14 protein-coding genes are annotated in these 23,130 nt (G+C 59.3%); 7 read left to right on the top strand and 7 right to left on the bottom strand.

What is annotated here, in order from left to right:
- Positions 1-31 precede the first annotated feature (31 nt).
- From CA51_RS09550 to CA51_RS09535, 4 genes are all read left to right on the top strand, one after another.
- Positions 32-1,786 carry a TolC family protein gene (locus CA51_RS09550; RefSeq protein ID WP_145120001.1) on the top strand — a complete coding sequence of 585 codons (1,755 nt, stop codon included), beginning with the start codon at positions 32-34 and terminating at the stop codon, positions 1,784-1,786.
- 174 nt (positions 1,787-1,960) lie between these two features.
- A complete protein-coding gene (locus tag CA51_RS09545) occupies positions 1,961-2,860 on the top strand; it encodes an efflux RND transporter periplasmic adaptor subunit (protein ID WP_145119999.1) in 900 nt (299 codons plus the stop codon).
- Positions 2,861-2,872: 12 nt separating this feature from the next.
- A complete protein-coding gene (locus CA51_RS09540; RefSeq protein ID WP_145119997.1) occupies positions 2,873-4,291 on the top strand; it encodes an efflux RND transporter periplasmic adaptor subunit in 1,419 nt (472 codons plus the stop codon).
- Position 4,292: 1 nt separating this feature from the next.
- A complete protein-coding gene (locus CA51_RS09535) occupies positions 4,293-6,419 on the top strand; it encodes a biotin/lipoyl-binding protein (RefSeq protein ID WP_145119995.1) in 2,127 nt (708 codons plus the stop codon).
- Positions 6,420-6,546: 127 nt separating this feature from the next.
- On the opposite strand, the gene CA51_RS09530 is transcribed toward CA51_RS09535, so the two are convergent.
- On the bottom strand, positions 6,547-7,608 hold the full coding sequence (locus CA51_RS09530) for a calcium/sodium antiporter (protein WP_197451712.1): 1,062 nt from the start codon (positions 7,606-7,608) through the stop codon (positions 6,547-6,549).
- Between the two features lie 84 nt (positions 7,609-7,692).
- Complete coding sequence (locus tag CA51_RS09525) at positions 7,693-8,826, bottom strand: S1C family serine protease (RefSeq protein ID WP_197451711.1); 1,134 nt, start codon at positions 8,824-8,826, stop codon at positions 7,693-7,695.
- Between the two features lie 1,078 nt (positions 8,827-9,904).
- Here CA51_RS09525 and CA51_RS26345 point away from each other — a divergent pair.
- The 3 genes from CA51_RS26345 (at position 9,905) to CA51_RS09515 (ending at position 14,613) form a co-directional block, all read left to right on the top strand.
- On the top strand, positions 9,905-10,039 hold the full coding sequence (locus CA51_RS26345) for a hypothetical protein (RefSeq protein WP_261343075.1): 135 nt from the start codon (positions 9,905-9,907) through the stop codon (positions 10,037-10,039).
- Between the two features lie 188 nt (positions 10,040-10,227).
- Positions 10,228-12,228 carry an ABC transporter ATP-binding protein gene (locus CA51_RS09520; protein WP_145119991.1) on the top strand — a complete coding sequence of 667 codons (2,001 nt, stop codon included), beginning with the start codon at positions 10,228-10,230 and terminating at the stop codon, positions 12,226-12,228.
- A 195-nt stretch (positions 12,229-12,423) separates the two neighbouring features.
- Positions 12,424-14,613, top strand: a complete 2,190-nt coding sequence (locus tag CA51_RS09515; RefSeq protein WP_145119989.1) for a sulfatase-like hydrolase/transferase — start codon at positions 12,424-12,426, stop codon at positions 14,611-14,613.
- Positions 14,614-14,671: 58 nt separating this feature from the next.
- On the opposite strand, the gene CA51_RS09510 is transcribed toward CA51_RS09515, so the two are convergent.
- From CA51_RS09510 to CA51_RS09490, 5 genes are all read right to left on the bottom strand, one after another.
- The gene (locus CA51_RS09510; protein ID WP_145119987.1) at positions 14,672-16,168 is read right to left on the bottom strand and encodes a Y4yA family PLP-dependent enzyme; all 1,497 of its coding nucleotides are present in this window, start codon (positions 16,166-16,168) and stop codon (positions 14,672-14,674) included.
- Positions 16,165-17,892 carry an FAD/NAD(P)-binding protein gene (locus tag CA51_RS09505; RefSeq protein ID WP_145119985.1) on the bottom strand — a complete coding sequence of 576 codons (1,728 nt, stop codon included), beginning with the start codon at positions 17,890-17,892 and terminating at the stop codon, positions 16,165-16,167. Before CA51_RS09505 ends, CA51_RS09510 begins: the two co-directional genes overlap by 4 nt.
- Positions 17,889-18,965, bottom strand: coding sequence for a 2,3-diaminopropionate biosynthesis protein SbnA (gene sbnA, locus CA51_RS09500; RefSeq protein WP_145119983.1), 1,077 nt, complete (start codon positions 18,963-18,965; stop codon positions 17,889-17,891). The genes CA51_RS09505 and sbnA overlap by 4 nt, the downstream gene beginning before the upstream one ends.
- 228 nt (positions 18,966-19,193) lie before the next feature.
- Positions 19,194-21,212, bottom strand: coding sequence for a hybrid sensor histidine kinase/response regulator (locus CA51_RS09495; RefSeq protein WP_145119981.1), 2,019 nt, complete (start codon positions 21,210-21,212; stop codon positions 19,194-19,196).
- Positions 21,209-22,711 carry an ATPase domain-containing protein gene (locus CA51_RS09490; protein WP_231746092.1) on the bottom strand — a complete coding sequence of 501 codons (1,503 nt, stop codon included), beginning with the start codon at positions 22,709-22,711 and terminating at the stop codon, positions 21,209-21,211. Before CA51_RS09490 ends, CA51_RS09495 begins: the two co-directional genes overlap by 4 nt.
- Between the last annotated feature and the right edge of the window lie 419 nt (positions 22,712-23,130).

Raw genomic sequence — 23,130 nt, 5'->3', positions numbered from 1 at the left:
CGCGCCTTTTATTCAAGAACCGCTGAGTCAGATGACATCTGTTCACCTACCGCAATTGCACATCCTTATAGTGACGCTCGCGATCTTCGTGAGCGGCACCGGGATCGTTAATGCGCAGACCGATGCTCCGGCGACTCGCTTGCTGCTGCCGCGGGTGAACACGCTGTCAGCAGCTCCGGCGCGACAGCCGATCACGGCCACAACATCGCAGATGCTCGCCGCCTGGGCCTCGGATACCGGTCCCCTCGCGTCGCTGCCGCATCCTGCCGTCGCCCCGGCAATCCCGCCCATCGGCCAGATCGAATGGTGGGTCGCCCCCACCTCGACCCCGCTGCGGCACGCATCGCACACGATCCCAGTCGATCTGATGATGCTGTTTTCGTTAACCGTGCAGCACTCGGCGCGAGTCCAAGCAGTCGCGCAAACGCCATGGATCAGCGGAACTCAGATCGAACAGGCGCGAGGCGTCTACGATCCCCTGATCTACAGCGACAGCGATCTCAACAGCACCAGCGATCCCGTTGAAAATACGCTGACAACCGGTGGCCCGCCCCGACTGGAAGACGAACTGCTGGGAACCGAAGCGGGGCTGCGGGGGCAAACCGAATCCGGCGGCAGCTATGGCTTCGGGCAAAGCATCGGCCACAAGAACAGCAATTCCACCTTCTTCCTACCCAACAACCAAGGTTCCGCGGGGCTGTTCGCCAACTGGAGCCAGCCGTTGTTGCAGGGACGCCATATCGACGCCAATCGCAGCCTGATCCTGACCGCTCAATTCGACACCGCCGCGGCCCAAGCCAAATATACCGACGCGATCCTGACCCAGTTATTTGATGTCGCCAACGCTTACTGGTCGCTGTATGTCGAGCGAGCCAATCTACTGATTCGCCAGCGACATCTCGACCGCGCCCAACGAATCGCCGAACAATTGAAGCATCGGCAATCGCTCGATTCGGTTCGCAGCCAGGTTTTGCGAGCCCAAGCAGCGGTCGCCAACCGCAGAGCCGAACTGTCGCTGGCCGAAGCGAATATCAAAAACCAAGAATCCCGCTTGCGGTCGCTGGTCAACGCACCATCGTTCAGCGAATCGGGGCAGGCCGAATTACTGCCGACGCAGCCCGCGGTGATCGTTCCCGTCGACTTCAACATCGAAAGCGAAGTCGCGGTGGCTATCCAGCGGCGGCCCGAGATCCTGGAACTGCACGAACTGGTCAACGCGACGCAGGTCCGCTTGAACCTCGCCCAAGACCAAACCAGGCCGCAATTGAACCTTGTCCTCCAAGGCCAGCTGGCCGGGCGGCAGGGATCGTCTGATATCGCCGGCGCCTGGGCTAACCAGTTTACCGACGGCCGCCCCGGTTTTGGCGGAGGGCTGCAATACCTGCTTCCCTACCGCAACCGAACCGCCCACAGCTTGGTCCGTCAGCGGCAATACGAATTAACTCAATTGACGATGTTGATTCGCGAAAAGACGGGTAACATTCGAGCCGAGGTGGAGATCGCGATCCGCAATCTCCGCGCGTCGCACGCCGCCGCGATCAGCCGCCGCGAATCGCTTGCCGCGGTCCAGGCCGAAATCAAATACCTCGAGGATCGCTGGCAACTGCTGGGCAACGATCCACGGCTGGGACAACTGCAGCTGGACGATCTTCTCAACGGCCAAGACCGTTTGTTGCGCGAAGAACTGGCGCTGCTGCAATCGATCACGCAATACAATCGCAGCTTGATCGAGGTCCAACGGGCGACCGGAGCACTCGTCTCCTTCTCCCACCCCGGTGGAAACTAGGACGTTCGGAACATCCGGCGCATTCGGCAAACTCGTTGCCGCAAGCCGCCACGCTTTCGTTCCATTTAAGCGAACCGATCGGGTCCTCACCAATTTGGGCGGTACGTTTCGGTAGCAAACAAAACACAGCGTTTTGTAAGGTTGCCGTCCCAACACTCCAACCCGAAACGAGCCATGTTCAACAGGTCTATCCTCTACCTGGTCGCCGTGGTCGGTCTGGTCAGCGTCCATGGCCAAGTTGCCGTGGCGCAGTTCCCACCAACCACCAGCGATTACGAATACACCCCGATCGAAGGCTTCAGTCAGCCGTTCCGATCGGCTCGCGTCGCAGCTTCGGTGACCGGGATCGTCGACGTCCGCAGCGTCGCCGAAGGGAGCGAGGTGTCCAAGGGCGACTGCCTGGTAAAGCTAGACTCTTCGGTCCACCAAAAGCTGATTCAAATCAGCCGCACCGCAATGCAGGCTCGCGGTGAATTGGCAACAGCTCAAGCGGAACTCGCCGCGCGGCAGACCCGACTGCAGCGGATCGAAACCCTCGCCGATCGCCAGCACGCCACTCCCGTCGAACTGCTGCAAGCCCGCGAACAGGTTGCCTTGGCCGAAGCCAATGTGTTGACAGTGGAAGAGAAGCAGCTGCAACGAAAGGCCGAGTTCAACAAGCTGACAGCCGAAGCGGATCAATATTGCATCGCCGCTCCCTTCGATGGCGTGATCGTTCAATTTCTCAAAGAAGAGGGAGAATATGTGGGTCCGGTCGACCCTCAAGTTTGCGAACTGGCCCAGTTGAACGTCTTGTCAGTCAATTTCCTGGTGCCACGCGAGCGTCGTCCCGAGATCCAAGTTGGCAGCCAAGCGACGGTGCACTTTGTCGATGCGAACCGTCGGGCAAGAGGTTCGATCTACTTCGTCTCTCCCTTCCCCGATGGCGAGACGAATACGTATACGGTCAAGGTTCGCGTCGACAACGACGACCGCTTGCTGAATGCCGGTTCGCGATGCCATCTTTTGGATCTCAACGCGGATCCGAATGCCCACGCAGCGGATCAGCCACAACTCACCATGCAACTGAAATAAGCGGGGCAGATCGTGGTCATCGACTCCCCGGCAGCCAGCGTCGCCGCGCCGCGCCGGACTCCAAATTTGGGTAGCGCCGCAACCGCAGCGAACCCGCCATTGCCACAGCCCGAGCCGATTCGCACTTCCAGCGGTTCGGTAAGCGTTCAATTGATGGCGTCGTTGATCCAGCGGCTGTTTGCCCGGTACGACGCGAGCAGCGTCACGCATTGGTCGCAGACCTCCGACGGGCAATTGAAAGGGCTATCGTTGCGAGGCGACAATTCGCCGGAGATCCGCCAAAAAGCAGCCGCCTTGGCGCTGCAAGCGATGACGACAGCCGAGACTCAATCGCGGATCGTCTCCTCCAGCCAGCAACAGTTCCTGGTCGCGGCGGTCCTGCCGACCGTCGATGCCGAAGCGATTTCGATCCTGTTCGGCTGTGAAAACCGCGGCAATGCAGCCCAGTGGTTCGAAGCGCGGACGCGTGAAGTCGAACTGGCGGCGGCTCATCTAGCGATCATCCATCGCTTGGAATCCGTGCCGCCATCGCAAACGGGCGACTCCACCGCCACCGAGCCCACGCCGCGCGATAACGCATCCGCCCCCAACCTCGCTCTTGTCGAACGCCTTCGCACCTGGGCTGCCAAGCAAAAGCAAGACGCTCGCTGGATCCTTGCGATCGGCTTCGCCGCGCTGTTGATCGGTGCGATTCCTTGGCAGCATTCGATCCAGTGCGCCGTGACCTGTGAACCGGCGCTGCGCCGTTTTGTCGTTGCGCCGTTTGATGGCAAGCTGCAGCAGTCGCTTGTTGGTCCGGGAGACTCCGTCGACGCCGGACAGGTCCTTGCGATTCTCGATGGCGGCGACCTGCTGGCCCAGATCGCCAGCTTGCAAGCCAAGATCGACCAAGCCCTCCAACGCCGTGCTGCCGCCCTCTCCAGCGGCGATGGTTCCAAGTCGCAGCTCGAGCGGCTGGAGGTGCAACATCTCCACAGCGAGATCCAAATGCTCAAGTCGCGTGAACAGAATCTCGAAATCCGTTCGCCGATCGCAGGTGTTGTCGTCAGCGGCGATCTGGAACGCGCCGAGGGGATCCCGTTGCAGGTCGGCGAAAATCTGTTCGAGATCGCTCCGTTGGATCGATTGGTCGCCGAGATCGCGATCCCCGAATCGGACATCGCCAACGTACAGATCGGCATGCCGACGTCGATCCGCTTGGACGCCGTCGCCGGAGCGTATCATCAGGCTCACCTGACGCAGATCCATCCACGCAGCGAAATCCGCGACGAGGCGAGCGTCTTCATCGCCGAAGCTGCCATCGATAATCAAGACCTTGCACTTCGCCCCGGGATGCATGGCACCGCCAGTATCCAAGCCGGACGTCGATCGGTCGCTTGGTTGTTGTTTCATCGACCCTACGACGCGCTCCGCGGTTTGATTGGGTGGTGAGATGACAAACCACGGCGAAGCGCCAGCGAAGACGCCCCTGCCAGAGAGCCTGCGATTGCGCGACGATCTCGTCCTGCATCCGCGCAGCGACGACGCGGGCGGATGTGTCCTCGAAGATCCTCACAACCATCGCTTCTATCGACTTGGGCCCGACGAACAAGCGTTCCTTGCCGCAGTGACCGGCGGTGCGACTCCCGAAGCTGTCTGGAATGCGAGGAAACACGATACCGCCGATCGCCCGGCCAGCGATTGGTCTCGCGAATCGGCCGCCGCGTTTTGCCAGTGGCTGATCAAAAATGAATTGACCGGAACGGCGGCCGCGACCGGCGGTGCTGCTGTCGCCCCGACACCGCTGCCGGGGCGATGCCTCGCGTTGCTGGGACGCTGCTATTTTTGGAAAGCTTCGCTGTTGGATCCCGATCGGATCCTGACCGCCTGGGTCCCTCGCTGCCGCTGGCTCTTTTCATGGCAGACGCAGTTGTCCGGTTTAGCGGTTCTGGTCTTTGGTCTGCTGTTGATGACCGGGCAATGGAGCGACTTCTTCGCCAGCTACGAGAACTTGTTAACGCCCTGGCGCGGACTGTGGCTAGCGATCGCTTGGGTCGGTCTAAAAATCGTCCACGAATCGGCGCACGCTGGGACCTGCAAGTCGTATGGCGGTACGGTCCGCGATGCCGGACTTGCGATCATCCTGCTGATGCCGATCGCCTACGTCGACGTCTCCTCGGCATGGAGGTTTCGTTCGCGGTGGCAGCGGTTGCATGTAACCCTTGCCGGCGTGGCGGTCGAGTTGGCGGTTGCCGGTCTGGCACTGCTGGCCTGGAATCTGACCGAATCCCTGCCGCTTCAACAAGCCGCCGCCGACCTCTTTCTATTAGCCTCGATCAGTTCGATCCTGTTTAACCTCAACCCGCTGCTGAAGTTCGATGGCTACTTTGCTCTGGCCGACATCACCGGCATCGACAATCTGTACGGATACGGCCAATCGTACGCGCGGTTTTGGGGATCTCGTTACGTGCTGGGGCTCGATCCACGCCAGCCAGCGATGCCCGCGGGGGATCCCGTCTGGGTAAAAGTCTATGGACTTGCCGCAGCCGTCTACCGGGTGTTCACCGTCTCGGGAATGACGTTGGCCGCAGCGGCCATTTTTCATGGCGCGGGAATTTTGATCGCCGCCGCCGGCGCGATCTCTTTTGCACTGTTGCCGCTGTGGCGATTGAGCCAACATCTGCGGCAACTGCACCGAGAAGGCAAATTGTTTGCCGCGCGGTTGGCGATTCGGCTGGGCGGACTGGTGTCGATCGCGATGCTGTTGCTGTTTATTGTTCCTGCCGATTTGCGCCAGACCACTCCGGCGGTTGTCCAATACGATCCTCCCGCGATCGTCCGCGCTCCGCTGGATGCATTTGTCGACAGCGTTCATGTTCGCGATGGCGACCGCGTCGTCGCCGGCCAACCGATCGCAACGCTCCGCAACGACGAACTGCAACAGCGGTTGGGAATGCTGAATAAAGAACTGTTGCAACTGGAACAGGAACTCCGCGGAGCGCGTTGGAACGGTGACCTATCGCAGTCAGCCGATGCCAAATCCCGGCTGATCGGATTGCGTCAGCAGAGGCAACAGAAACAGACCGAGGTCGACAGCCTGATCGTCCGCGCACCGAGCGACGGTCGGATCGTGGCTCGCCAACTGGAGCTCTTGCAGAGCTGTTACGTTCAGCAAGGCGATGAATTGGGAGCTGTCGGATTCGAGCAGCGGAAGCGATTGAAGGTTTCGCTGAGTCAACGCGAAGCCAACTTCAGCGACGACGGCAGCCAGATGCCGGTAACCGTGATCGTCCATCGGCAGCCTGCCTGGAAAGCCCATCTCGCTCACGCCGAATCGCGGGCGTCGCAGGTTGTTCCCGACGACGCGTTGATCGCTCCCTACGGCGGCAGCCTGGCGGTGATCAAATCCGAAGAGGATCGTTTTGAGTTGTGCGAACCGCGGATCAACGCCTACGTCTCGCTGACCGAAACGCAAAGCCTGCGGCTGCGCTGCGGGCAGCGAGCCTTTGTGCGGCTGCAATGCCAACGTCGCTCTTTGGGACGCTGGATCTGGGAATCGCTAGCCGGCTTGTCGATTTAGTCACAACGAGCTGCCTTAAATTAGCCGATTGGGCGTTAGCCCCGGTTTGGTGGCCTGGGAACCGGGGCTAACGCCCAAACGGCTAATTAACATCGACAAGCCTTAGCGCAGGGCCATTGGACGCCTGCTACCGCATCACGAAACTGAAGCCGAGGTAGGCGAAATAGAAGCCGACTAACAGACCGCCGGCCCAGCGGGGCAATTGGTCTCCCTTGGCACACATGATCGCCACGCGGAAGGTGATCAAGACCGCTAACATCGCGGGGAACTGGACTCGGAAAAACTCCGGCGCCGCGTTGAGACCAACGGGCGTGACCGCCGCGGCGGCTCCAGCGACAAACAACACGTTCAAGATGTCGGCACCGATCACGTTGCCGATCGCCAATTCGCCGCGACCTTTTAAGCTGGCGGTGACTGCGATCGTCAACTCGGGCAGCGAGGTGCCAAACGCGACCAACGTCGCCGCGATCACTCCTTCGGGAACATTTAAACGCGCGGCCGTCTCGATCGCTGCGGAGATCAAAATCTCCGACGACACGACGACAAAAAACGTGGCGACCAGCAGCATGAAGACCATCCCCACCGTCGATCGAACCGCCTCCGGTTCTCCGCTCTCATCGGATGGTTCGTCGCTGACACCTTTCGATTTGGCAACGTGGATCGACCACAAGACGTAGACCGCCAGCAGTCCCAGGAACATGAAACCGCCCCACTGCGGCAACACGCCTCCCTCGGTCATCATGGTCCCCAATCGGGTCCATGGCACACACATCCCGATCAACAACAATCCGGCACCAAATTGAACCATACCCTGGCGATTGACCAACCAACGGTCCAAAGGAATCGGCGCGATCAGGCACGCGACGCCCAGGATCAGACCGGTGTCGCAGATGATCGATCCGACAGCGTTCCCCAAAGCCAAGCCTGGCGTTCCGCCGATCGCCGCCATTACGCTGACGACAGCTTCGGGAGTGGTGGTGCCAAGACTGACGATCGTCGCTCCCACGATCACCCGTGGCATCCCCAACTTCAACGACAACTCGGTCGCTTCATCGACCAACACGTCTGCCGATTTGCCCAGCATCAACACGCCGACGACCAATCCCAACGCGATTAAGATCCACGGGGCGGTGTGCAACCAGGTGAGTAGATCGAACGCAAAAAAATGTTCTAAGAAGGCTTCGAGCACGATAGGGATCGCTGGGTTAAAGTTTGTCGAGGAAGGAATGCAGGGGGAGAACGTATCGCGAACAAGCCGCCGCGAAAGAGGATTCTAGAGAGCGGCTTCCAGGGTGACTGTCAGTTCCAAACGTTCCCCTTTGCGGAACAATGTCAACTGCTGCGTCGACCCGATCGGTTCGCGTTCGATCGCCTCTTGTAAATCGCGAGGCTTGACGATTGCTTGGCCATTAAATTCCAAGATCACATCATAGGGTTCGACACCGGCTTTGGCAGCGGCATGATTTTTAGTGACCGCGACGACCAAGATCCCCGTCTTCATCGGCAGTTCCAACTGACGAGCGATCCGCGCATTTAACATCGCCAACGACAAACCGATCGACGCGCGGCGGACTTCGCCAAATTCGGCCAACTCGCGAGCGATCCAGTTCGCTTGGTTGATCGGGACCGCAAAACCAATGCCTTGGTAACCGCCGCTGCGGGTCGCGATCGCGGTGCTGATCCCAACCACCTCGCCATCGAGATTGATCAACGGACCTCCCGAGTTGCCCGGGTTGATCGCCGCATCGGTCTGCAGCAAACGACCGCGGCGAATCGCGTCCAAGCGGCGGCCGATCGCGCTGATGATCCCCGCACTGACGGTTGCATCCAAGCGAAACGGGCTGCCGATCGCTAGCACCCATTCCCCGATCTGCAGATCTTTGGAATTCCCTAACCTGGCCGGAATCAATGTTTCTTCGGTCTCGATTTGAATGATGGCAATGTCGCTGGCCGGATCGCCCAACACCTTCGTCGCGGTGACTTCCAGTCCATCGTGCAACCGTACGATCACTCGGCGAGCGTCGCGAATCACGTGATTGTTGCTGATGATCAGCCCCTCGGCCGTCAGGATTACTCCCGATCCCAACCCGGTCGCCGGCAGCATCTCTTTGGTGTGCGGGATGTCATCCAAATCGGAGAGCTCATCGCCATCGTCGGGAGATTCGATATCGAAGTCGTCCGCCTCGTCCGCTCCGACCGGCATCCCCTGGTCATCCAGGTTCTGTCCGTAGGCGACGACGGTCACCACCGAAGCGGTCGCCAATTTGGCTGCGTTCTGAAACGCTCGGGACAATGCTCGGGGGCCCGTGTCGTCCTGTGCGTTCGCCTTTGCCCAAGGGGCACAGAGAATCGCGACGATCAAAATCAGACACAGCCAACGCGGTTTGCCAATTCGGGGGGGATTCATGGGAGTGATCATATTGCGTTTATCCAGTTGGCACCAGGAAGCGATCTTTTTCCGCTGTCGGTATCTTAAACCCGGGCGAGTGAATTGGTATGGGGGCTGTTCATTTCACCTTACGGCTATTGAGCGTTTGTATCAAAGCAGTTTAGCCGTTGCGCGATAGCTCAGCCCCGGGCCGTTGGCCCTTCGCCTGATCAGAGTGTGTTGGGGGCCTCCGGCCGATACCCAGCCCTGCAGGCTGGGCTATGCAAATTGCTGGACCTTCGGCCCGCAGTGGCTGTTGGCGGAATGTGCCTGTCCCTTTCGTTTGCCATATCGCTTGCCCCCATCAGGGACACGCCGAATCAGGGCCGAAGGCTCGACCATTTGCATAGCCCAGGCCATCGGCCTGGGTTTAGGCCGCGACAATTTCAAAACCTTCTGGGCTGAAGGCCCGATAGATGCGCGCCCCCCGGGCCGTTGCCCCAATTCACCTGTCGGGACCTGGGACGCGACGGGCCTCCGGCCGTTACCCAGCCCTGCAGGCTGGGCGATGCAAATTGCTGGACCTTCGGCCCGCGGTGGATGGCGGCGGAATGTGCCTGTCCCTTTCGTTTGCCACCGAATCAGGGCCGAAGGCTCGACCATTTGCATAGCCCAGGCCATCGGCCTGGGTTTAGGCCGCGACAATTTCAAAACCTTCTGGGCTGAAGGCCCGATAGATGAGCGCCCCCCCGGGCCGTTGCCCCAATTCACCTGTCGGGACCTGGGACGCGACGGGCCTCCGGCCATTGGCCAGCCCTGCAGGCTGGGCTATGCAAATTGCTGGACCTTAGGCCCGCGGTGGATGGCGGCGGAATGTGCCTGTCCCTTTCGTTTGCCATATCGCTCGCCCCCATCAGGGACACGCCGAATCAGGGCCGAAGGCTCGACCATTTGCATAGCCCAGGCCATCGGCCTGGGTTTAGGCCGCGACAATTTCAAAACCTTCTGGGCTGAAGGCCCGATAGATGAGCGCCCCCCGGGCCGTTGTCCCAATTCACCTGTCGGGACCTGGGACGCGACGGGCCTCCGGCCGATACCCAGCCCTGCAGGCTGGGCTATGCAAATTGCTGGACCTTCGGCCCGCGGTGGCTATTGGCGAATCGATGCCTATCCTGTTTTCCCCTCGTTTGTCTTGGTGGTTCGCCCGATCGCGCTGCGGGCGTCGCTGCGCAACCTGTCGACCGACCGATGAAATCGCCGAAAACGGACGATTGCCCGGCTCTTCGTAACCCCCACAATCGTTAACCGACGGACAACTGCTATCGCTAGCAAACCCATCGCGACTGAATATTTCCCTTGCGTCAAACGATAAGCATTCCTACGATTGCATCTGATTGGATTTCCCGTATATCTCTCGCGATCAAGGACGGTCGCTCATCCATGCGAAATTTTTGCCGCATCCTGCGGATCTCGTTTAAGCAACGTTTGGCAATCGCTGGCGTTGTCCTGTCGTCAGCCTTCGTCGCTTTGCTGTGGGGCCTGAACATCGGTACGCTGTACCCGATGATCGAGATCGTCTTCGAGGGCGAAGGAGTCTCCAGCTACGTCGCGAAAGAACAGGCGAAGCTGGACGTTCAGATCACCCAAATCGATGCTGATTTGGAACAACTGGCGCAGCAACGCGAATCCGCAGCCAACGACGATCAACGGCAACAGATCGATAACAAGATCCTGTGGCAGAACTCCAAACGCGAGCTCGAGTTGCGCAAAGCCGATGCGCTGGCATGGGCACGACCGTGGGCTGAAAAAATGCCCGACAGCCCGTTCCAAGTTCTGGTGATGTTGATCGTGGTGCTGATGATCGGCACGGCGATCAAATTAGTCGCCCTGACCGCCAACTTGATGCTGGTCCAAGAGGTCTCCGAACGGACCTGCATGGATGTGCGAAACATGCTGTTTCGCCAGTCGTTGCGGTTGGACCTCGACAGCTTCGGCGACAACGGCTCCAGCAGCCTGACCGCTCGATTGACCAACGACGTTGGCAATATTGCCACCGGGATCAACGTCCTGTTTGGACGCACGATCCGCGAACCGATGAAGATGATCGTCTGCGTCGCCGGCGCCGCGATTGTCTGCTGGCGACTGCTGTTGCTGGTCATGGTTGTCGCCCCGTTGATGGCTTGGGTGATCTCGGTGCTCAGCAAATCGATCCGCCGCGCCAGCCGCCGCGTGATGGAAGAGATGACGCAGATGTTCAGCGTGCTGAACGAAGCATTTGCTGGCATCAAAGTCGTCAAAGCGTACAACACCCAAGGCTTCGAGCGAGCTCGTTTCTCGCGCTCCGCTCAGCTCTGTTATTCCAAGTCGATGAAGGCCTCTTGGTATCATTCGCTCACCCGCCCCGCGACCGAGCTGTTGGGGATGGCGATGATTTCGCTGGCGATCATCGCTGGCGGCTATCTGGTGCTGAACCAAAAGACCCACTTGCTGGGAATCCGCATGACCTACACCGAACTCGGGTTCGCAGAGGTCTTGCTGTTTTTCGCCTTCCTGATCGGGACGACCGACCCGGCGCGGAAACTGACCGATGTCTGGAGCGTTCTGCAACGCGGCATCGCTGCCGCCGATCGAATCTTCGAAGTCCTGGACCAACCGATTCGCGTCGTCGATCCGGCGGAACCGAAGAGCCTCGCCGGCAGCCATCAAAAGATCGCCTTCAACGACATCCAGTTCTCTTATCCTTCGGGCCCCGTGACGCTCAAGGGATTGAACCTTGAGATCAAACAAGGGGAAACGATTGCGATCGTCGGCCCCAACGGTTCGGGTAAAAGCACGCTGATCAATCTGTTGTGCCGTTTCTACGATCCTCAATCGGGCAGCGTCACGATCGACGATGTGCCGATCAACGAGATCCGGTTGCGAGATCTGCGTCGCCGCATCGGACTGGTCACCCAACGGACGTTTTTGTTCGAGGATACGATCCTCAACAACATCCGCTACGGAACGCCAGGAGCGACCGAAGAGCAAGCGATCCAGGCGGCCAAGCGAGCCCACGCCGATGAATTTATCACCAGCAAGATGCCCGATGGCTACCAGACCCTGCTAGGCTGCGGCAGCATGCACCTTAGCGGCGGCCAGATGCAACGGCTCGCTTTGGCGCGAGCGATTCTGCGAGATCCGGAGATCTTGATCCTCGACGAAGCGACCAGCCAGATCGACCTGGAAAGCGAAGCCCTGATCCACGATGTGCTCAGCGAATTCCTGAAGGATCGAACCGGCATCATGATCACTCACCGACCGACCACTTTGGAACTGGCCGATCGAGTCGCGATCATCGAACAGGGCGAATTGTCCGACGTCGGCACCCATCATCAATTGCTGGGCAGAAACGATTTCTACAGCAGCCTGGTCGGCAACGACTTCAGCAGCAAAGCCGCCTAGGAAACGTTCCCAACTCCTCCACTCCCAACTCCTCCAGAAGGCTTTCTCCGTCGTCCGACGCGCATCGCGGCCGGACTTCGGCTAAACTCGGTTCACCCATCCCTCGATCCCCTGCGACGCATCGGGCGTCGCCATCAAGCGACGTCGCGCGTTTGATCGATCGAGCCCCCGACGAATCGAAGTCCACGGAAAGCCATGAAAATCAATCTGCTGTTGGGTGCGTTGGCACTCATTTGCTGCGGAAACGTCGTCGCCGACGAACGTCCAAACATCGTCTTTTTCTTCGCTGACGATCAAACCAGTAGCTCGCTGGGATGTTACGGCAACGCCGCCGCGGAAACACCGAACATCGACGCCCTGGCCGCTCGCGGCACGCGATTTGACAACGCGTTTGTCTCTCAGTCGATCTGTTGGGTCAGCCGCACCACGATCCTGACGGGGCTGACCGGACGCAGCTACGGCACCGCTGCCAACCCGGAACTCGCCCGTCCCGACGCCGTAGAGACTCTGTACAGCGACATCCTTCGCGAGCGTGGGTACCGGACGGGATACTTTGGGAAATGGCACGCCAAGATGCCGCGTGGCTTTAAGCAAAAGGATCACTTCGACGAATTCGAAGCGATCTCGCGGAACCCTTATTACAAGCGGATGCCCGACGGCAGCCTGCGTCACGAGACCGATCTGATCGTCGATCGTGGAATCGAGTTCATCGAGAACCAACCGGCCGACAAACCCTTTGCATTGAACATGTGGTTCAACGCTTGCCACGCCGAAGATAAAGATCGCCGGCCGGGGATCGGCGCCTTCCCGTGGCCTCAAGGCGTCGACGGCAAGTTCGAGGACACCGTCCTCGCGCCGCCTCGTTTGAACGATCCAGCGATCTTCGACGCGCTCCCCGAGTTTCTACGGACGACGATCAACCGCGAACGCTTTTTCTGGCGATGGAACACCGACGCCAGGTACCAAACCAACATCCGCGCCTACTACCGCATGACGACAGGAATCGATGCGGCTGTCGGGCGTTTTCTCGAAGCGTTGCAAGCCGCCGGACTGGCCGACAACACGATCATCGTCTACACCGCCGACAACGGTTACCACATGGGCAACCGCGGCTTGGCGGGCAAATGGTCTCACTTCGAAGAATCGCTTCGCGTCCCGATGATCGTCGCCGACCCTCGCGTCGATAGCTCGCAGCGTGGCAAAGTCAGCGACGCGATCGCGCTGAATCTCGATCTTCCAGCGACCTTCGTCGATTGGGCCGGCGCGGAGATCCCCAAGCGTTATCAGGGCCGCAGCTTGCGACCGATCGTCGCCGATCAAAAGCCGGCCGACTGGCGGACCGAAAGCTTTCACGAACACTTCGCCGTGCGACACCGGATCCCCGCCTTCGAAGGACTGCGAAACGCGGAATATAAATACGTTCGCTACTTCGACCACGGCAACTACGAATTTCTGCACGATCTGAAAAACGATCCCGATGAATTGACCAACCTCGCCGGCGATCCGAAACACGCAGAGACCCTGGCGGCGATGCGGGCGCGAACCGACGCCCGCGTGAAGGAGCTAGGTGGACCGTTGGATCCGCTGAAGGGAGAGTTCACGTCGTCGACGGTCCCTTATCCCGAAGCGGCCGCGATGGTCGGAGCTCGCGCCGATGCGGAGGGCTTCGTGCGGCTGTTCGATGGCAAGACGCTGCGTCACTGGTCGGGCGATCCGAAGTATTGGTCGGTCCAAGATGGCGCGATCACCGGCGTTACCGATGGCTCGCTGAAAATGAATCGCTTCCTGACGTGGGAGGATTCGACGGTCCGCAACTTTGACCTTCGCGTGAAAGTGAAAGTCACCGCGGGCGGCAACAGCGGTATCCAATACCGCGGCACCTCGCGTCCCGATCTCGGCCTGGATATCGTGACCGGATACCAATGCGACGTCGTCGCCAATGTCCCCAAATACAACGGCATGCTCTACGAGGAACGCGGCCGCCGGATTTTGTCGCACACCGGCGAACAAGTTGTCATCGATCCCGAGGGGCAACCTTGGATCGTCGACAAGATGCCGGTCAAGGAGTTTGCTACTGACCAATGGCACGACTACCGAGTGCTGGTGCGTGGCAATCATCACCAGCATTGGATCGACGGACACAAAACCGCCGACCTGATCGATCTCGACGAAAACGGACGTGCGCTCGAAGGCGTGCTTGCGGTTCAGGTCCACGTTGGACCGGCGATGAAGATCCAATACAAGGACTTCAAAATCAAGCACCTCCCCGATGACATGCCGCTGCAGACCGCTGAGGATGTAAAAATCCCAGCCGACGCAACCGGCGTCCGCCCGCAGGGACGGCTTCCCAAGGACTGGAAGGCTCCGGTTTACGGCGAGCGTTAATCGGAAGCCGCTTCTGCCGCGCGACGCCAACCGATCGATCGGTTGGCGTCATCAAAGTCTAGCTGTCGATCGCGTCGACGCGAAACAGTTCTTCGCCGTCGCGATCGACCACGACGTTGGTTGCCAATGGGAATTGGTGCGACCGACTCTCGAGAAAGTGCATGAAATAGCCGGCGGTGTTGGGCAAAACCACCAGATCGCCGGCAGCAATCCCCTGGGGAAATCGGAACCGTCGCAGCGAGATCAGTTCCGATTCGGTGCAGTACGCGCCGACGAAATATCCCGCCAACGCCTCGTTGCGATCCAAGCTTGCACTTTCGTTCGTTCGTAGCACCAAGGGATCTACGAGAAAGTCATCGCTGCCGGTTCGACACTGCGTGCGGTTCATGGCAACCCCGACAAACGAATCTCCACTGGGATGGCGTTTGACAAACTCAACGCGAGCGACGGTGATGCCACAGCCGTTTAAGACGCTGCGTCCGGGCTCGCATCGCAACTGCAGCTGCCGTTGGCGAATCGCAGCGGCGAGCGTTTCCCCCGGTTCGAATTCCGCATCCAATACGCCAGCCAACCAAGCTGCGGCGGTGGGCGATTGGTAATAGGGATAGGTGTTGCGATGGCCGTGCAATTTCCCATCGACGTTAAGAAATCCAAGGCCATCATTTTTGAAGGTGATCGGTTTGCGTTCGCCCAGCAGTGCGGATCGATGCGCCGCGTGAAACGCTTCCCACTGCGACTCGCTCTCCAAATAACACATCGGTAGACCGCCACCGATATCGAGAAACCGAACGTCATGGCCAAGCGACCGGAATCGGTCGATCAACGGCAGCGATTGGCGGATCGCACTAATGCGTTGAGCTGCGCTATAACCATCCAGATGGAAATGGATACCGCAGACGCGAACCGAAGCTTCGCCGCTGGGGTCGGGAATCTGGCGGAGCAGATGGCCCGCTTCGTCGATATCAAAACCAAAACGCGAGAACAGCTTCTCACCCTCATGCTCGAAACCGCTGATCCGAATCGCAACCTCCGCTTCGATCGCCAGTTCCGCCGCCACCGCTTCGACGCACCGAAGTTCGTCAATGTTATCGATCGCAATCGGAACTCGGTTCTGCACGCACAACCGGATCAACGATCGTGGCTTGATCGCTGCGGTGCAAAGGATGTCCGCACTGCGCACGCCACGCTCGATCGCCTGCTGGCACTCCGCCTCGCTCGCGACATCGATCCCCGCCCCGATCCGGTTGGCTGCATCGACAAACGCCAAACACTTGTTGGCTTTCCGGGCAAAGTAGACCTGAAAACGGAGATCGCGTTCGGCAGCAACTCGATTCAGTTGCTCGATATTGCGGACCATCGGTTCGGCCGAGATTACGTTCAGTGGCGAACCAAATCGCTCGCACGCCGCATCGAGTTCCGGCCTTCGGTCGCTCAACAGTTCGACCATCCAAGGTTCCAACACCGCGTCCAACGGGGGCGTTCCTTGGCAGAAGGATCTCAGCGTGGCGATCCGCTGGCGGTCGGTGGGATCCGAAGTTTCGATGCTACAGGTCATTCGTTCTCTTTCCGATTTTGAATTTTTGTTGCGACTCCGGCCGCCCAGCGTTGAGGTTGATCGTGCAGCGTTCGGCTGAGCGTATCGTTGCCCAACACACAGCCTTCTGTCGACCGCCCAATGATCGCCAGTCCGTCGACCGCTCGACCTTTTTCAGTCACCGGACGCCCCAGGCGATCGACTTCGATCCCCTCGCTGCCGTGCAACCGCTGAATCGTGCCAGCATCCAGTAAACCATGCAGCGGCCCGGAGCTGTGAAGTTGAAGCGGTGAGGGGAGCACGGCGTCGACGCATCGATCGACCGCTACGGTATCGATGCCGTTGCCGATCGTGCAAGTTCCCTCGCGGCGCGAAGTGTCCATCTGCAGTTCCGAGGTGAGAAAACGCAGGTCGACGATCCCGGCATCGATCAATGCCAACATCCGGCCGACGTTGTCGGCGGGTGGGCCAAAGGCGATTCGCTCCATCTCTGCCGCGATATGCCAAAACGTCTTCCACTGGTCCGCGGCGAGTCCGCCATAGCTGACTTGACGAACGATCGCAGGATACAGGTTTCGCCAAGCGGCTCCCATCGCCCATCCAACATCGGGTGCCTCGCGACCAGTTGCGACGCGAAACGAACGACGCATCGCGGCCAACGACGTCGCAGGTTTCATCGTGCCGCGACACCAATCGTCAAACCAATTTTGAACCTCAGTCGACGTGCCAAACGAACGGTCGCGGAAATGGTTTACTGCTGCGGCGGCTGATTGCGTCAGAATCTGCCAGAACTGGCTCTCTCGATCGCAGCGGTGGATTGGCAGTTGAAGCGCATCGATCGCATCGCGACCGCGTTCCCAGATCGCATCCAACGCAGCGGGCTGCGGAAACAGCGACTCGTTCGGTTTGGCCAACATCGGTCGCCCACTGCGCGAAAAGGGGATGATCCGCCGCGGTTCACAGCCGCTGGGCAGATAACGCCAGTTGTCTCCCGTGACAATGAAAGCTCCGCTGCGTCCGGTGGTCAACGCCAGCGTGACGTCGATCCACGTCAAACCGCAACCTCGGATTGCGACGGTCTCTCGAGGGTGGATCGATTCGACGGACAGATTCTTCCGGATTGGGAAAGCGGAGATGAAATCCGGCTTCGTTTCTCCTTGCGACGGTTGCGGAGTCCGCCATCCCTCGTGCCCGACGGTCAAAACCAGTTCGTCGTATTCCGCTTCGAGCCGATCGGTCTGCACAACCCAGCGCCGGTCGCGGCGGTCGACTCGCGAGACGCTGCAGCGGTGAAGCTTCAGCTGCGCGAATTCCTCCAGTTCGGCGTAAACTCTTCGGTAACAGTCGTGCAAATATTCGCCAACGATCGCTCGTGGGGCAAATTCGTTTGGATCGACCGATGTCCCGTACCTTTGCTTCAACCAGCCGACGAAGTCGAGACGTTTAGCCCCCGATTCACCGGAATCCGCCCAAGCGTTGATGTGCTTCGCGGCGAAGTTCATCTTCAGGTAATGAGGCTGACAGGACGCGTAGACATTCCCCGCACCGGGAAACTCGGACGGCTCGAAGATGTCGATCGATAGGCTTTGAACACAGCGACTTCGCCGCAGTTCATCGCTCAGCGATTGCAAACTGTACAGCCCACGCGGACCACAACCGACGATCCCGATCCGGAACCGCGACGCCCCGTGCGACAGGTTCGATCGATCTCCGACGGCAACCGATGCTGCCAGCGGAGCACTCATTGCGACCTCGCTTCGGTCGACGAAAGTGCTGGCGAATCGCTCCGCGATTCGACTTCTTCAGCATTTGTGCCAAGCGCCGACTGAAGCCAATCGTCGTTGAAGACCGTGTCCAGGTATCGAGTCCCCGAATCGTGAAGGATCGCGACACAACGCTTGCCGCGCAGGTTTGCTTCCATCGATCGAACAACTTCTAAAACCCCGCCCGCCGATCCGCCAACGAGCATCGCTTCGCGCCCCGCTGCCCGGCGGCAGCCAACGACACAATCGATGTCGGAGACGCGAACGATTTGGTCGAACGTTTGATCGCGGGCGAGAGCAGGTTCGTGGCCAGCGCCCAATCCAGGAATCAACCGCTCGCCGGGCGAACCGCCAAACAACACGCTGCCGTTGGCGTCGACAGCGATCACTTTCGTATTGCGACGGTGGCGGCGTAAGTAGTCGCGACAGCCTTGGGCCGTCCCCGTGCTGCTGGTCGCGACAAAGAGATAGTCGATGTCGCCGCCGGTATCGCGATCGATCTCGCGAATCGTGCCATTCAGGTGAGCGATGGGGTTCTGGCGGTTTGCGTATTGGTTGGGCCAATAGCTGTTGGGAGTGACTTCCAACAGTTCTCGCACCCGCTGTAATCGAGCCGCCAGGAAGCTCCCGTCGACCTGCCGCTCAACGCGTACGATCTCCGCTCCCAACGCTCGCATGATCGCCACGTTTTGCGGTTGGGCATGCGGATCGACGACACACATAAATCGCAAGCCGTGAAACCGACACGCCTGAGCCAAACCGATCCCCATGTTTCCCGAAGAGGATTCGATCACCGTCGCCCCTTCCGCAAGTTCCCCCTGCCGTATCGCATGGTGCAACATTCGCGTGGCGGGACGATCTTTGGCACTTCCACCCGGGTTCGCCGATTCGAGCTTTGCGTATAGTTCGACGCTAGGCTCTTCGAGATAGCGACGCATCTGAACCAACGGTGTTTGGCCGACGCAGTCGAGGATGCCGTCAGCCGATTGGACGTGCGGTCGACTGGCCGACTGGCACTCTTCCGCAACGCCGTTTTCCTGTTCGAGGACCGCCATAGGTTTTACTCCAGCATGGATATTTATCAGCTTGCAGACGCAGTGCGGCTGCAAAGTTCAACTGATCCGCTACTGAAAGCAAACCCCATGCCGCAAACCGGCGGTCGGTTGCCGCTCCCGTTTTTACGGCGATTTGCATCGCATGCCGCATCACTTGGTGATACGATCGCAAAAGAGATGGTTTCGGGACGACCGCGTTGATCGTTGAGAAACCGGTGCGTATGGAGGCTAGAGTCGAAACTCGGATCCGACGAAGCTGCGGACCTTTTCTAAGAGCAGCGCACTGTCGATCGGCTTGCTCAAATAGTCGTTGCAGCCACACTGGATGCAGCGGTCCATGTCGCCCTGCATCGCGTCGGCGGTCAGTGCGATGATCGGCCCCTTGTAGCCAAGCCGTCGCAGTTGATCGGCGGTTCGGTAACCGTCGAGTCGCGGCATCTGCATGTCCAATAGGATTAGGTCGACGACGCGGTCGTTGCGGAGCATCTCTTGCATCTTGTCGACAGCTTCCTGGCCATCTTCGGCCTCGGTAATCGTCGCCCCCGCGTTGGATAACAGACGCGAAGCAAGGAAGCGAATGTCGCGGCGGTCGTCGACCAGCAGCACGCTGCAGGTCAGCGGCGAGACATCGCTGGACGACTCCGACACCGGCACGTCTTCGAACGGTCGCAGCGGGACCAGACGCGTGTTGGTGAGATCCCCGGGATCGATCGATACGGCAAAACAACTCCCTTCGCCCGGTTCGCTCTCTACGGAGATTTCGCCTCCCATGATGCTCGCCAATCGCTGCGATATCGCCAGTCCCAAACCGGTGCCACCAAAGGTCCGCGAGACCGACGAATCGGCTTGGCTGAACGGTTGGAACAGTCGATTGATCTGGCGCGTCGTCATCCCAATGCCGGTGTCGGCAACCTGAAACAAGACTCGTTTGGCCGACGGGTCGTAAGAGACCGAAAGCGTGACCGAGCCGCGGTCGGTGAACTTGATGGCGTTGCCGACAAGATTGATCAGGATCTGTTTCAGCCGTTTTGGGTCGGTCTGGATCGTCTCGGGAACCAGTCCCTCATAATTGATATGCAGGTCGATCTGATTTTCCGTAGCGCGGACATTCATGATGCTTCGCACATCTTCGATCAAGCGATTCGGCGAAAACGGCTCGACCGCCAGATCGAACTTGCCAGCTTCGATCTTCGATAGATCGAGGATGTCGTTGATGATCGCCAGCAAAAACTTGCCGTTCCGGCGAACCGTATCGATGTGGTCTCGCGTCTCTTCGTGGTCGACCTTTTCATCGATCAGATCGATGTAGCCGAGGATCGCCGTCATCGGCGTGCGGATCTCGTGACTCATGTTCGCCAGAAATTCGCTCTTCGCCCGGTTTGCACTCTCGGCCTGTTCGCGCGCTTCCAACAACGCGGCTTCCGATTCATGCCGCTGCGTGACGTCCCAGATGATCCCCGAATGACGCAACACTCTTCCCGATTTGGATCGCACCGGTTCGCCAATGGCCGACAACCAACGCTGGCCCAGCTGCGGATGCGCGATCCGAAATTCCATCCGCAATTCGGTTCCCTGTTCCAACGAACGGGTCCATTGGGAGACCAAGGTGTCGCGGTCGTCGGCGTGGACGCGTTCGAAACATCGTTGGGGGTCGGGGGTAACCGTTTTTTCAAACCCATACAGATCGTAGAACGTCGGCGACCAATAGAGTTCTTTTTGGCTCCATTCCCAAACGCCCATCTGGCCAGCTTGCAACGCCAGTCGCAGCCGGCGGGCATCGACAGCAGCCGCCTCGACCGCTCGCCGACGTTCGATCAATAGATCCCGAACCGCGTATTGCCGGCGTCGATCGCGGAGCCGAGCCCGCAATTTGCTGACAAAAACCGCGATCCGCAGCGGGCAGGGAACCAGCGTGACGTTCCCGATCGAGAGCAATTGCTCCACCCGCTGCGACGAAAGCTCTTCGGTTCCCAACAGCACCAAGACGGGAAAGTCGGACCATTCGGGCTGTCGCGACAGGACATCGTGCAGCCGCTGCAGCTGAACGTGCCCCAGGTGATATTCGCCCACCAAACCGACGCCGACGCCCGCTTCGATCGCATCGCAAAGCTGGTCGATGGACGAACAGAAATCGGCTTCGATCTGGACGTCGTCCAAGATCTGCTTGCATATCTTGGCGTCCTGCGGAGTCGGTGCGAAAATGGCCACGCGTTGGCTGATGTCGCTGGACGGTTCCAGGGAATTCATTCGGTACTCGCTTCTCGGGGATCCAACAGCACATCGCGAGGTCCGATGAACTCGGGCGTTCCGGCCAGCACGCCGCGAAAATTCGTCAACGGTTGGCCGATCACAAGGCCTTGATCGCTCAAGCCGAATTCACGAATCGTCCGCTCGTGATTGGCCGTGCGATTCTTGACGACCGATATCGCGCGGTGAATTTCGCCAGCGGCTTCGAAGTAGCGGAACAGGATCACCGCGTCGGCGAGATAGCTTGTGTCGACAGGCGTTCCCATCCCGTGCCCCATCATGCCATGCTGAGCAACGACCAGGAAGGTTGCGATCCCTCGCTTGCCAAGATAGTTCAAGATGTCGTGCAGCTGGACGACAAGAAAGTTTTCGTGTGGCATCGAACTCAAATAGCCGTTGAGACTGTCGATCAACACGACAGTTGTCTTTCGCCCCTGAGCATCCTCGGCGACTTCCGAACGCACCTTCATCGCAAACTCATTGGGTGCGATCTCGCCGGCGGGAAGATGCCGAACGGCGATCGAGCCGTCATCGATGTATTTTCGCAGCGGCAGTCCGAGTCCTTCGGAACGCGTCAACAACGCGTTATCGCTCTCCTCAAATTCGAACAGCACCGCCCGCTCGCCACGCTTGGCCGCTTCCACCGCGAACTGCACACCCATCGACGATTTACCGACACCGGCGGGGCCTAACAAAAGTGTGCTCGAACCCTCGGTGATACCGCCACCCAACAATTGGTCCAACGAATCCAAGCCGCTGCTGATCACGCGGCCGTCGGCAAACCACGGACTTGTGTCGACAGTCGCTCGCGGAAAGACTTGCATCCCGCCGCGCATCAATTGGACATCGTGAGCACCGCCGATGAAGTCGGACCCGCGGTGTTTGATCACTCGCAACGAACGGCGTTCGTTGCCGTAGTCGGTCAGTCGTTGTTCGAGTCGAATCACGCCGTGAGCCAGACTCTGCAGCTGTTGGTCTTCGCCGCCGGTCGCCTTGTCGTCCAACAGCAACGTGGTGCAGCCGCGGCCGACAAAAAATTGCTTCAGCGCCAGGATCTGCCGGCGGTATCGCAACGCTCCCTGAGACAGCAACCGCATTTCCGACAGCGAATCAAACACGATCCTTTGCGGCTTCATCGCCTCGACCTGTTTCTGCACCTCTCCAACGGTGCTTCCCAGTTCGACCTCCGACGGTTCGAACATCGTGTATTGTGCGCGGCCGGCGGCGTCTTCGGGATTCAGTAGTTCGTGGATATAGATGCCGTCGAGCGACCAGCCGTGCGACTGCGCGATCCCGATCAGTTCTTCTTTTGTTTCCGATAGTGTGACGTAGATTCCCTTCTCGCCACGATCGCGTCCCGCCAGAAGGAACTGCAGTCCAAACGTTGTCTTCCCCGTCCCCGGAGTCCCTTCGACCAGATACAACCGATCGCGGGTCAGCCCACCATGCAATATCTCATCGAGCGTTTCGATCCCCGTGCTGATTCTTTCGAATGCCATCTTGCTTTCGCCCGTCATGAACTTTGTCCTTATCCGTCGCAGAACGCACCCAAGCCAGCGTATCACGAGGCGACATCGGTGTCTCCGCAGCCGCTCGCTGCCCAACTATCGATCGGGCTGTAGCAAACGGTTCGTTTGGCCCCAATGCCATCCCCGATTGTCGATCGCAAACCCAACTGATCGTACCAGATTTTCTGCGGTGCATCAGGTAGAGAACCAGACAGTCCAGATCGATTTAGGCTTAGTGTTTAGGGGAATCAGCTGGCACGCGATAGCGGCCTAATTCCAAGAGAACTGAAGGCCAACGCGCGATAGATGATACTTAAAATGAAACGCCGACCTGCCCAGTTAAAGGAGTCGGTGCGAGATGACGCAGCGGCGATTCGCTCGTTGTCAAAGGGAATAGCCAAGCCCGGAAA

Source organism: Rosistilla oblonga (genome assembly GCF_007751715.1).
In the GTDB taxonomy this organism is placed as follows: Bacteria; Planctomycetota; Planctomycetia; order Pirellulales; family Pirellulaceae; genus Rosistilla; species Rosistilla oblonga.
Note: the sequence above shows the minus strand (reverse complement) of the source record. Positions and strands in the feature narration are given on the sequence as shown.

Bases quoted from the DNA above. Each gene is read 5' to 3' on its own strand.
- CA51_RS26345 (WP_261343075.1), top strand. From the start codon at position 9,905: ATGCAAATTGCTGGACCTTCGGCCCGCGGTGGCTATTGGCGAATCGAT.
- CA51_RS09505 (WP_145119985.1), bottom strand. From the start codon at position 17,892: ATGAGTGCTCCGCTGGCAGCATCGGTTGCCGTCGGAGATCGATCGAAC.
- CA51_RS09550 (WP_145120001.1), top strand. From the start codon at position 32: ATGACATCTGTTCACCTACCGCAATTGCACATCCTTATAGTGACGCTC.
- CA51_RS09535 (WP_145119995.1), top strand. From the start codon at position 4,293: ATGACAAACCACGGCGAAGCGCCAGCGAAGACGCCCCTGCCAGAGAGC.
- CA51_RS09525 (WP_197451711.1), bottom strand. From the start codon at position 8,826: ATGAATCCCCCCCGAATTGGCAAACCGCGTTGGCTGTGTCTGATTTTG.
- CA51_RS09510 (WP_145119987.1), bottom strand. From the start codon at position 16,168: ATGACCTGTAGCATCGAAACTTCGGATCCCACCGACCGCCAGCGGATC.
- sbnA (WP_145119983.1), bottom strand. From the start codon at position 18,965: ATGGCGGTCCTCGAACAGGAAAACGGCGTTGCGGAAGAGTGCCAGTCG.
- CA51_RS09490 (WP_231746092.1), bottom strand. From the start codon at position 22,711: ATGGCATTCGAAAGAATCAGCACGGGGATCGAAACGCTCGATGAGATA.
- CA51_RS09515 (WP_145119989.1), top strand. From the start codon at position 12,424: ATGAAAATCAATCTGCTGTTGGGTGCGTTGGCACTCATTTGCTGCGGA.
- CA51_RS09495 (WP_145119981.1), bottom strand. From the start codon at position 21,212: ATGAATTCCCTGGAACCGTCCAGCGACATCAGCCAACGCGTGGCCATT.
- CA51_RS09545 (WP_145119999.1), top strand. From the start codon at position 1,961: ATGTTCAACAGGTCTATCCTCTACCTGGTCGCCGTGGTCGGTCTGGTC.
- CA51_RS09520 (WP_145119991.1), top strand. From the start codon at position 10,228: ATGCGAAATTTTTGCCGCATCCTGCGGATCTCGTTTAAGCAACGTTTG.